The 11,042-nt window shown below is 69.0% G+C and carries 7 protein-coding genes; 1 reads left to right on the top strand and 6 read right to left on the bottom strand.

The annotated features are described in order from the left end of the window. Positions 1 to 4: 4 nt before the first annotated feature. From AB0J39_RS18800 to AB0J39_RS18790, 3 genes are all read right to left on the bottom strand, one after another. Positions 5 to 1,270, bottom strand: coding sequence for a glycoside hydrolase family 27 protein (locus AB0J39_RS18800; RefSeq protein ID WP_363466144.1), 1,266 nt, complete (start codon positions 1,268 to 1,270; stop codon positions 5 to 7). A gap of 185 nt (positions 1,271 to 1,455) precedes the next feature. Beyond that, a complete protein-coding gene (locus AB0J39_RS18795; RefSeq protein ID WP_363466141.1) occupies positions 1,456 to 2,205 on the bottom strand; it encodes a pectate lyase in 750 nt (249 codons plus the stop codon). Positions 2,206 to 2,344: 139 nt separating this feature from the next. Then, complete coding sequence (locus AB0J39_RS18790; protein ID WP_363466139.1) at positions 2,345 to 3,970, bottom strand: cellulose binding domain-containing protein; 1,626 nt, start codon at positions 3,968 to 3,970, stop codon at positions 2,345 to 2,347. A gap of 563 nt (positions 3,971 to 4,533) precedes the next feature. Between AB0J39_RS18790 and AB0J39_RS18785 the strand changes: the two genes are divergently transcribed. Continuing rightward, positions 4,534 to 5,574: a LacI family DNA-binding transcriptional regulator gene (locus tag AB0J39_RS18785; RefSeq protein WP_363466137.1), complete on the top strand. Its 1,041-nt coding sequence runs from the start codon at positions 4,534 to 4,536 to the stop codon at positions 5,572 to 5,574. Between the two features lie 133 nt (positions 5,575 to 5,707). Here AB0J39_RS18785 and AB0J39_RS18780 read toward each other — a convergent pair whose 3' ends face one another. The 3 genes from AB0J39_RS18780 to AB0J39_RS18770 form a co-directional block, all read right to left on the bottom strand. After that, positions 5,708 to 8,536 carry a glycoside hydrolase N-terminal domain-containing protein gene (locus AB0J39_RS18780; RefSeq protein WP_363466135.1) on the bottom strand — a complete coding sequence of 943 codons (2,829 nt, stop codon included), beginning with the start codon at positions 8,534 to 8,536 and terminating at the stop codon, positions 5,708 to 5,710. 426 nt (positions 8,537 to 8,962) lie between these two features. Further along, positions 8,963 to 9,670 (bottom strand): FCD domain-containing protein, encoded by a 708-nt coding sequence (locus tag AB0J39_RS18775; protein WP_363466133.1) that lies wholly within the window; start codon positions 9,668 to 9,670, stop codon positions 8,963 to 8,965. Next, complete coding sequence (locus AB0J39_RS18770) at positions 9,671 to 10,960, bottom strand: enolase C-terminal domain-like protein (RefSeq protein ID WP_363466131.1); 1,290 nt, start codon at positions 10,958 to 10,960, stop codon at positions 9,671 to 9,673. It lies immediately after the preceding gene. Positions 10,961 to 11,042: the final 82 nt, after the last annotated feature.

The raw sequence follows: 11,042 nt of genomic DNA, 5'->3' as shown, positions 1-11,042 counted from the left end.
CGATCTACGGGGACGGGCTGGGGCTTGGTGAAGGGCTGGGGGACGACGTCGCGCCGCTGACCCGGTACACGACGGTGCCGTGAGCCGGCACGCTGGCCGAGATGGCGCCGGTGGTGCCGCTGACGGTGTTGGTCCAGGCGTCGCGCAGGGTGAACGAGCCGCCGGACAGTCCGATGGCGGAGGCGGTGGTGCTGATCGTGGTGGTGCTGCCGCCCTGGTTGAACAGGGCGACCGCGACGTCGCCGTTGCCGAGCTTCTTGGCCAGCACGCGCCGGGTGCCGTCGTTGCTTATCTGGCGTGCCTGCACCGCGAGCGGGTCCTGGTTGATGGCGATCAGGTTGGCGTTCTTCAGGATCGTCTGCGTCGCGGCGTCCATGTTGCGCACGTCGTTGCCGAGGATCAGGGGTGAGGCCATCATCGCCCACAGGGCGAAGTGGCTGCGCATCTCGGTGTCGGTCATGCCGCCCCGGCCGACCTCCATCATGTCCGGGTCGTTGAACGCTCCCGGTTTCGCGTAGGAGGCGAGCGGGACGGTGACGTTGACGATGTTCTGGATGCCCATCGGGTAGCCGTTGGTCTGACCGGTGTCCCACTTGTTGGTGATGTCCTCGGTCGTCCGCCACATGTTGGCGATGTCGCCCCAGTCGCGCTGCGGGCCGGTCTTGGCGTGGATGCTGTTGGAATTGATGCTGTAGACGATCGGCCGTCCGGTCGCCGCCAGCGCGTCACGCATCTTGGCGAAGGTTCGGACCTGGTCGTCGATGGTGCCGCTGGGGGAGCACCAGTCGTATTTGAGGTAGTCCACGCCCCAGGCGGCGAACTGTCTGGCGTCCTGGGCTTCGTGTCCCTGGGCGCCGGTCGCGCCGGGGTAGCTGCCGAAGTACTGCGCGCAGGTCTTGTCCAGCGGCGCCTGATAGATGCCGAACTTCAGCCCTTTGGCATGCAGGTAGTCGCCGAGGGCCTTCATCCCGCTCGGGAACCGCGAGGCGTTGGCCTGCAGGTTCCCGGCGGAGTCGCGGGTCGAGTTCATCCAGCAGTCGTCGACCACGACGTACTGGTAACCCAGATCGCGCAGGCCGGAGTTGACGATCGCGTCGGCCATCTGCTTGATCAGCGTCTCGGAGATGTTGCAGCCGAAGGTGTTCCAGCTGTTCCAGCCCATGGGGGGTGTGCGGGCCACCCCGTTGTCCAGGGCGGCGGCCTGGCCCTGCAGGGCCAGGCCGCCGGTCGCGAGAACGCCGGCGGCGAGTAGAGCTCCCACCTTGCGCACGGACCCTCCTTCAGGTGAGTCACGGATGGACGGGTCGCCGGTCCGGTGTCGTGGGCGGCCAGGATCGCTCCGGCCACGACACCGGACAGGAATGGAAGATCAGGGGCCACCGCGGGTGACGGACGGGGAGAGCGCGCTGCCGTCGGCGGCGGAACCCGAGATGGTGGACGAGCCGGTGATGGGGCTTACCGGTAGGTGATCCCGGAGGTGGTGTAGACGCAGTTGACGCCGTCGGGCCCGCTGCCGGTCTTGGTGGGTTCGCCGCTGGTCACGCCCTTGTACTTCTCGCAGATGACGACCTTCTTGTTCGGGTCGTTGACGATCGTGATCTGGGAGAGGCGCGCTGTGTCGCCGTAGTTGGGGTTGATGGCGGCCAGGACTTTGCCGGGTGTGGTGGCGGTGACGTTCTGGATGACGACGTTGCGTTTGTACTGGGTGGAGCAGTTGCCGCAGGAGCGGTAGAGCTTGCCGAAGTTCTGCACCTGGAAGTTCTTGATGACCATGGTGCCGGGGCCGTTGTGCTGGAAGACCTTGTCGCTGGCCGATCGGGCGCCGCCGCCGTCGATGGTCATCGTCTGGGAGGAGGAGGTGCCTTTGAAGGTGGCGGCGTCCTCACCGACGTCTTCCCACCAGACGTTCTGCAGGGTGCAGGTGCCGGTGCAGTGGACGCCGTCGGCGGCGGGCGAGCCGATGATGACGTTCTTCAGGACCGCGCCGTTGGTCAGTTTGAAGACGGGGGGCTGGCCCTCGTTCTGGCTGCCGGAGCCGAGGGCGCCGGTGCCGTAGTAGCGCTTCATGCCGCCGTCGAGGGTGCCGGAGACGTTTATCGTCGCGCCGACGGCCTGCTGGCCGCTCGGGGACGGCCAGGCGGCCAGGCGCAGGGCGAACGGGGCGGTGTGCGGGACTGTGTGCGGGGTGGTGGCCGCGGACGCCACCGGCCGGTCCGGCCGCGAGCATCGTCCCGGCCGCCGAGGCGGCCACGAACGCGGCACGGAATCGCGCGAATGTGCTCATACACACTCCAGAGGACAGCGGAGGGCCTTACTTGGCCGTCTCCGGGTGGTCACGTGCCGGTCAGACCACGGTGCAGGGGACGCCGTTGAGGGTGAAGGCGGTCGGTTCGGCCGTGTTGCCGCTGTGGGTGGCCTGGAAGCCGATGTCGACGGTGGCCCCGGGAGCCAGAGTGCCGTTGTAGTCGACGTTGCGGGCGCTCACCTGGCCGCTGGAGGGCGAGTAGGTGGCGTTCCAGCCGGAGGTGATCGACTGGCCCGAGGGCAGGGTGAAGGCCAGCGTCCAGCCGTTGATCGCCGAGGTCCCGGTGTTGGTGATGCTGATGCTGGCGGTGAAGCCGTTGCCCCAGGTGTTCATCGTGTAGCTGACCCGGGGCCCGGTCCCGGTGCCGCCGCTGGGCGATGTGACGGGTGACGGACTGGGCGACACGATGGGCGACGGGCTGGGGGACTGGCCGCCGCTCAGGCTGGTCACGAAGGTCGTCATACTGCGAGCGGGCAGCGTGACGGTGAGGGACCCGTTCGACATGGTGGTCGCCGCCTGGGGCGCGACGTTCCTGCTCCCGTCGGTCACCCAGGACGAGACGCCGGCCGAGCCGGCGTTCGCCACGGTGAACTGCTGGCTCACCGCGGAGGTCCCCTTGTTGATGGCGACGATGACGACGGTGTTGCCGCTCCGGTACGCCGAGACGTAGACGTTCGTCGCCGGGTTCGCCGTCGCGTCGATCCGCACATATCCGGGGCGGACGAACCTGGCGAACTGCGCCATGATGGCGCCGCGCTTGCTGAGCTGGCCGTCCTCCCGCATGGGGCCGTAGCTGCGCCGGATGTACCACCAGACATACGCCTGGAACTCGGCGTCCACCATGGCGCGGTGCATGTGCTCGCCCACGTCGAGCGCCTGGGGCCAGGTGTCCGCCGAGTCGGTGCTGTTGGGGTAGTAGACCTCGGTCATCCACAGTTCCTTGCCCGCGCCCTTCTGCTTGAAGAGGGGGTAGGGGAAGTTCGAGTACGACGTGCCGTACAGGTGGGCCCCGATGATGTCCACGTTGGCCAGCGCCGCGGAGTCGTTGAGGATCGGGTCCGACACGCTCTTCACGTACTGGAAGGACTCGGGCGCGATGACCCTGGTGTTGATCGAGCCGGCGTTCTCCCGCAGGAACCGGACCATCTCGGTGGACGTCCACCATGTCCAGTCGTGCGCGTAGTCGGGCTCGTTCTGCACGGAGATGGCGTACAGGTTCACCCCGTTGTTCTTCATGTACGTGCTGAAGGCGTTCAGGTGCTGGGCGTAGGCGGCGTACTGGTCGTACCTGAGCCGTTTCGCGTTGGCCTGGCCGTTGCGGTTGAAGGTCTCGATCATGTTGGCCGGGGGGTTCCACGGCGACGCGAAGACGGTCACTCCGAGCTCGGCCGCGCGCTTCGCCGTCGCCAGGTCACGGCCGAAGTCCGCCTGGCTCTCCCCGACGGGGATCCGCAGGATGGAGAACCCCAGCCTGCCCTCGCCGGTGCCGAACGCCGTCTCCCGTTGGGCGGCTGTCAGGTCGCCGGCCCAGGCCGCGTGGGTCATGCCGCCGAAGCCCTTGATCGTCTGCCGCTGCGCCGACGGATTGATGGTCGCGGTGGCCGCCGCGGCCTCCGTGGCCCCCAGGATCGACGTCGCGGCCGTGAGAACCGGCAGGGCACCCATCGTCGCCAGGACGGATCTCCGGCTCAGCACTTTTCGCTCGCTGCTGACGGGCTCATTCCGGCCTTGCGTCATGACTCCTCCTGTTGCGCTTCATGCCGAGCACGGGGTCCCGACATCACCTGCGCGGCACGTTATAGGAAAATTTCGTGCGTTAACCTCCTCAAGTTTCGGAAACAGCTTCCCGGCTCCCGGCCTCGGCACCGGTGCAGAAACGCTCTCCGAGCCGAGGGGGAGGCGATGGAAAGCGCATCCGACCAGCTGAAGAGGGACAGGCGGCACCCACTTCGCGCTGGTGGCAGGGTGCGCGAAAGGAAGCGAAATCCCGCCGGAACCGGTGCGCGAGCAGGGGGTTCTGCTGAAATTTTCAGCCGGCCTACGGCAGGGCCGGGCCGGTGTTCGTGTATGCGAACTCTGTGGTACTGCCCGACAAATGCCTAGAAATTGCTTCATATCCTTTTTTATGGTTACTTTCTGTGGCTTCGCGCGGCCGCCCACTGCTCGCCGGTTCGGCAGCCGGGATCGCGTCCGCGGGCGATTTCGCCCGGGTCACGTAGACTCCCCGCATGATCGGGGGAGGCCGGTTGCAGGGGCGCCGAGGACTGCGGCGCGGTGACCTCACGGTCGCCGCGATCGCCCAGCTCGCCGGGGTCTCGCCGCCGACGGTGTCGAAGGTGCTCCACGGCCGGGCAGGGGTGGGGGAGAGCACCCGCAAGCGGGTGGAGGAGCTCCTGCGCGAGCACGGGTACCGCAGGCCGGTCCCCACCGGGTCGGCACATGGCCTCGAAGTGGTGTTCGGCAACATGCTGGGCTCCATCGCGATTGAGATCATGCGGGGCGTCGAGCAGGTCGCGGCCACCCGTCAGCTGGGCGTCGGCTTCACCGACGTGCGCTCGCGCGTCACGGCGGGCCTGCCCTGGGTGGAGCCGCTGTTGCAGCGGCAGCCGGTGGGAGTGATCGCCGTCGTCTCCGAAGTCACCACCGAGCACCGCGCGCTGTTCGAGGCGAACGGCGTGCCCCTGGTGGCGCTCGACCCGACGGGGGACGTGCACCCCACGCCGTCGGTGGGATCGACCAGCTGGAGCGGTGCTCTGGCGGCCACGCGGCACCTGCTGGAGCTGGGGCACCGGCGTATCGGCCTGATCACCGGGCCGGCCGGATTCCTGGCCACACGGGCGCGGCTGGACGGGTTCCGGGCCGCTCTGGACACCGCCGGCGTCCCGTTCGACGAGGGCCTCATGCGCAGCGGGTCGTTCCTGTTCGAGCAGGGCCGGGATCTCGGGTCGCAGCTGCTGGCCCTGCCCGACCCGCCGACGGCCGTCGTGTGCGGTAACGACCTGCAGGCGTTCGGCGTCTACGAGGCCGCCCGGCTCCTGGGTCTTCGCATTCCCGACGACCTCAGCGTGGTCGGGTTCGACGACATCGAGCACTGCGAGTGGGTCGCACCGGCGCTGACCACCGTACGCCAGCCGTTCTTCGAGATAGGCGCCACCGCCGCGCGCATCGCGCTGGCGCTCGCCGACGGGGACAGGCCCTCCCGGCCGCTCGTCGAGCTCGGGGCCGCTCTCGTGGTGCGCGACAGCACGGCCCCGCCGAGATCGGCCTGAGCGCGGCCGTCTCCGGCCCATCGCACCGCGGCCCCGGCCCTTGTCCGGAGGCGGGATGAGGGGCACGCCTCTCCGCCACCGGAGGCCGGTCGCGGAGAGGCGCGGCGGTGAGCCTTCGGCGGGCTCCCCGGCGTCACACGTTCGTGATGGTCCACTGGTTGTTGGTGCTGTTGTTCGGCGTCCACATGCCCACGGTGGAGCCGGCGGAGCTGTTGCCCATGCCGTCGAGGGCGGTGCCGGTGCCGCGGTTGACGATCTGGTAGCGGCCGTTGCCCACGCTGTTGAGGCGCCACTGCTGGTTGTTGCCGCCGTTCCAGGCCGACTGCCTGGCGTTGGCGCCGTTGGCGGTGTTGCCCCAGCTGTCGATGACCATGCCGTTGGTGCGGTTGACGATGCGGTACCAGCCGCCGCCCAGGTCGACGAGCTGCCACTGCAGGTTGGTGCTGCCGTCCCAGTTCCACTGTTTGAGGTTCGACCCCGACGCCACGTTGCCGCCGCTGTCCAGCACCAGGCCGGTGGCGACGTTGGCGATCCGCACGTAGCCCGTCGGCGTGGAGCCGCCGCCGGACCCGGTCAGGCGGTAGGTGCGCCCTGCCTGGCCGGGCAGCGCGACGACGTCGGCCTCGGGCTTGGTGACGGTGACGGCGCCGCCGGTCTCGGCGTCGACCACCTGGTAGGTCCCGGTGAAGATCCGGTTGCGCACGTTGACCGTGCCGTCGCGGTCGAACCTGACGAGGATCTCGGTGGACCCGCCGGAGCTCCACGTCGCGTCCACGGTGTAGCCGCCGCGGCCCCGCAGGCCCTGCACCTTCCCGCTCGGCCAGGCCGAGGGCACCGCGGGCAGCACGTGCAGTTCGCCGTTGTGGCTCTGCAGCAGCATCTCGGCGATGCCGGACGTGGCGCCGAAGTTGCCGTCGATCTGGAACGGCGGGTGCAGGTCGAACATGTTCGGCGCGAGCCGGTCGGTCCTCACCAGCAGGCCGATGAGGCTGCGCGCCTTGTCGCCTTCCTCCATCCGCGCCCAGTAGTTGATCTTCCAGGCGAGCGACCAGCCCGTGCCGTCGTCGCCGCGCAGTTCGAGGGTCCGCCGCGCGGCGGTGTACAGGGAGGGCGTGCCGCGCTTGGTGATCTGGTTGCTGGGGTGCAGGCCGTACAGGTGGGAGATGTGCCGGTGGTTCGGCTCTGTCTCGACCCAGTCGTAGAGCCACTCCTGGATGTTGCCGCGCGAGCCGACCTTCATGGGCGGGAGCCGGTCCCGGGCGGTCAGGACCTGCGTCCGGAAGTCGGCGTCGACGTTGAGCACCTGGCTGGCCTTGGCGCAGCCGTTGAACAGGTCACGCAGGATCTGGTTGTCCATCGTCGGGCCGGCGCACACGCTGACACCCGAGTGGTGGGGCAGTTCGGGGGAGTTCGACGGGTTCGTGACCAGATATCCCAGGCTCGGCTCCCGTACGAGGGTTTCCAGGAAGAACTGGGCGGCGCCCTTCATGGCCGGGTAGTACTGCCGCAGGAACTCGACGTCGCCGGTGAACTGATAGTGGTCCCAGATCATGGTGGACAGCCAGGCGCCGCCGGTCTGCCACATGCCCCACAGCGCGCCGTCGACGACGGAGGAGCCCCGCCACCCGTCGGTGTTGTGGTGGGTCACCCAGCCGCCGGCGTTGTACTGCGCCCGGGCCGTCCGGGCTCCGGTGACCGTGAGGTCGTTGATCATCCGGAACACCGGCTCGTAGCACTCCGCCAGGTTGGTGGTGTCGGCGGGCCAGTAGTTCATCGGCAGGTTGGCGTTGAGGGTGTACTTCGAGTCCCACGACGGGCTGAGCGAGTCGTTCCAGATGCCCTGGAGGTTGGCCGGCTGGGTGCCGGGACGCGAAGAGGAGATCAGCAGATAGCGGCCGAACTGGAACAGCAGCGCGGAGAACTGCGGGTCGTTGGTGCCGGCGTGCTGCGCGATCCGGACGTCGGTCGGCTGGTCGGCCGCCGAGGTGCGGCCGAGGTCGAGCGTCGTGCGCCCGAACAGCCGCTGGTAGTCGGCCACGTGCCGGGCGCGCAGGTCGTCATAGCTCCTGTCGTCGGCGGCGTCGAGGTACCGCCGCGCGATGCCCTGGTAGTCGCCGCTGACGTCCTTGTAGTTCACGTAGCTGGAGCCGATGGAGATCAGCAGCGTCACGCTGTCGGCGCCCCTCACCTGCAGGGTGCCGCCGGAGCTGCTGACGCTGCCGCCCTGCGCGACGGCCCGCGCCAGCGCCAGGAACCTCACCTTGCCGGCCAGGCCCCTCTGGTCGCCGGACACGCCGTCGAGCGCCACCGTCGTGCCGTCCGGGCTGGAGCGCGTGGTCCGCTGGGGGCTGTCGAACGTCGCGGAGAACGTGATCGAACCGGCTCTGTCGGCGGTCAGCCGCACGGCGATGACCTGGTCGGGTGCGCTCGCGAGCACCTCGCGCCTGTACCGCACGCCGTTCTGCAGGTACGACACCGTCGTGGTGGCCGTGGTGAGGTCCAGGAATCGGTTGTACTCCGAGACCCCGCTGTTGCTGCCGATGGCGAGCCGCAGATTGCCGACGGTCTGGTACGCCAGCTGGGCCGAGGGGTTGCCCAGCATGTTCTGGTCGATCAGGCTCTGGGCCTGGCTCCACTGGTTCTGGAAGACCAGCTGCCGGATCTGTCCCAGGGCCCCCGCGCCCCTCGTGTTGCTCTGGTCGTACGGCCCGCCGGCCCAGATGGTGTCCTCGTTGAGCTGCAGCCGCTCGGTGTCGACGTTGCCGAACACCATGGCGCCGAGGCGCCCGTTGCCGATCGGCAGCGCACGCAGCCATTCCGTGCCGGCGCTCTCGTCGTACCACAGCGCCAGATCGTTCGCGGCGCGTACTTCCGGGGGCGGCGCCGCCGCGGCCCGCGCGGTCGCCGTCCACTGCAGCGGCAGCAGCGCGGCTCCGGTTCCCACCGCGCCGAGCTTCAGCATTTGCCTTCGCGATAACTCAGACAATTCGGTCCTCCAAGTCCGAGAAAGGCGCGGCCGTTTTCGAATCGTTTCGACCGCATCCTCGGGTGTCGACGAGACACAGCGGGTGTTCGGTGCGGCTGGATCAAGAGGCTCCGCGCAAGGCTACGAACATGTGATCAATCCAGTCAATGGGTGCACCGGACTTGCCGAAATTCGTGCATTCCGGTTGTCGGATCCGATGAGAGATGGGATCTCTGTCCGTCCGTTCATCCCGTCGTCATCGTCGGATGCTGGCTGGTCCGAGCCCTGGGAAGCGGAGCCGGCCGCGTTCCCGGTCAGCCGTCGTGGAACGCGGCTGTCGCGGGGAGCCGTAGGGGCGTCATGAATGTTTCACTGCGACCGCGGGCCGTGTCCGCCCTCGTCCGGTCCGGGTGAGGTGCGGGGTCAGTCATCGGGGGTCTCGTAGGTGTGCGGGCCGGTGAGGCTTTCCTCGACGCCGAGGACGTGCAGGGCGGCGTGGAGCCGGGCCCGCTCGGCGTCCCGTGCCAGCAGTGCCCGATGCACGGCCCGGTGCTCCCGCAGGGTGCGCTGGACCGCCTCGGGGTCGCTCATGCCGCGCCAGATCCTGGCCCGCACGGTGCGGCCGGACATGTTGTGGATGACCGCGGCGAGCACCGCGTTGCCGCAGTGGGAGGTGATGAGGGCGTGGAAGTCCTGGTCGAGGGCGACGAGCTTCTCGTGGTCGATCACGCTCGCCGCGGCGACCTTCTCGGCGTCGTCGAGCAGCTCGCCCAGACGGGCCAGGTCGGTGTCGGGGATGCGCGTGGCGGCGAGGGCCGTCGCCTCCGCCTCCAGGATTCTGCGGACGTGCAGGAACTGCCCGGCGCCGGCGTCCAGGTGGATGTCGGCGACGAAACTCATCCCGTCGAGCAGGAGGTCAGGGGAGAGGCTGGTGACGTAGGTGCCGTCCCCCTGACGCGTCTGCAGGACCCGCATGGCGATCAGCGCGCGTACGGCCTCACGCAGGGTGTTGCGGGCGACGCCGAGCTGTTCGGCGAGGTCCTTCTCGGCGGGAAGCTTCTGCCCCGGGCGCAGCTTCCCGTCGATGATCATCTGTTTGACCGTGTCGATCGCCGTCTCGATGGCGCCCACTCAGCCTCCCCAATGGTGGCCATCAGGGTAGCGGTAGCCGGCGATCGACTCGGGATGCATGCGGGCGCTGTAGCCGGGAGCCTCGGGCAGCCGGTAGTGGCCGCGCTCGATGCGGACGGGATCGGTGAAGTGCTCGTGCAGGTGGTCCACGTACTCGAGGACCCGGCTGTCCAGGCTGCCGCTCACGCAGACGTAGTCGACGACCGACATGTGCTGGACCAGCTCGCACAGGCCCACGCCCCCCGCGTGCGGGCAGACCGGCACGCCGAACTTGGCCGCCATCAGCAGCACGGGGACGATCTCGTTGACCGACGCCAGCCGGCAGGAGTCGATCTGGCAGTAGTCGATCGCGCCGGCCTGCAGGAGTTGCTTGAACATGACCCGGTTGTGGCAGTGCTCGCCGGTGGCGACGCCGACGGGGGCGACGGCCTTGCGGATGGCCGCGTGGCCGAGGACGTCGTCGGGGCTGGTCGGCTCCTCGATCCACAGCGGCTCGTACGGCGCGAGCCGGTTGACCCACTCGATGGCCTGGGGCACGTCCCACACCTGGTTGGCGTCGATCATCAGCGTGCGCTCGCCGAGCTCCTCCCGGGCGATCGACAGGCGGCGGACGTCGTCCTCGACGTTCGCGCCGACCTTGAGCTTGACGTGCGTCCAGCCGTCGGCGACGGCCTCACGGAGAAGGTGGCGCAGTTTGTCGTCGTCGTAGCCGAGCCAGCCCGGGGTGGTGTTGTAGGCGGGGTAGCCGCGCTCGGCGAGCTCGGCGATCCGTTCCCCGCGGGTCGGCGCGAGCCTGGCCAGCATCTCGACGGCCTCGGCGGGGGTCAGCACGTCGGACAGATAACGGAAGTCGCAGGCGGCCACCAGCTCCTCGGGCGACATGTCGGCAATGAGGCGCCACAAAGGCACGCCGGCCCTGCGCGCGGCAAGGTCCCAGGCGGCGTTCAGCACGGCCGCGGCGGCGAGGTGCACCACGCCCTTCTCCGGGCCGAGCCAGCGCAGCTGGCTGTCGGACATGATCTCCCGGTAAAGGCCGCCAAGGTCGCCTGCCAGCTCGTCCACGTCACGCCCGGCCAGCCGGGCCCCGATCTGCCGGGCCGCGGCCACGCACAGGTCGTTGCCGCGCCCGATGGTGAACGTCAGGCCGTGGCCGGCGAGGTCGCCGTCGGTCTCCAGCACCACGTACGCCGCCGAGTAGTCGCCGTCCGGGTTCATCGCGTCCGAGCCGTCGAGTGTCGCGGAGGTGGGGAACCTGATGTCGATCACGTCCACGGAAGTGATCACCGGCATGGGCGTACTCCAATTGGTCGGATGAATATGGATCGAACAGTAGGGTCACCGGGGGCGATGGTCAAGAGAATCGGCAAATGCC

The organism is Microbispora sp. NPDC049633, assembly GCF_040675265.1.
In the GTDB taxonomy this organism is placed as follows: domain Bacteria; phylum Actinomycetota; class Actinomycetes; order Streptosporangiales; family Streptosporangiaceae; genus Microbispora; species Microbispora maris.
This window is presented reverse-complemented; position numbering and strand designations above follow the sequence as displayed.

Excerpts from the sequence above, each read along its gene's own strand:
- AB0J39_RS18785 (WP_363466137.1), top strand. The coding sequence starts at position 4,534 with ATGATCGGGGGAGGCCGGTTGCAGGGGCGCCGAGGACTGCGGCGCGGT.
- AB0J39_RS18780 (WP_363466135.1), bottom strand. The coding sequence starts at position 8,536 with ATGCTGAAGCTCGGCGCGGTGGGAACCGGAGCCGCGCTGCTGCCGCTG.
- AB0J39_RS18790 (WP_363466139.1), bottom strand. The coding sequence starts at position 3,970 with ATGGGTGCCCTGCCGGTTCTCACGGCCGCGACGTCGATCCTGGGGGCC.
- AB0J39_RS18770 (WP_363466131.1), bottom strand. The coding sequence starts at position 10,960 with ATGCCGGTGATCACTTCCGTGGACGTGATCGACATCAGGTTCCCCACC.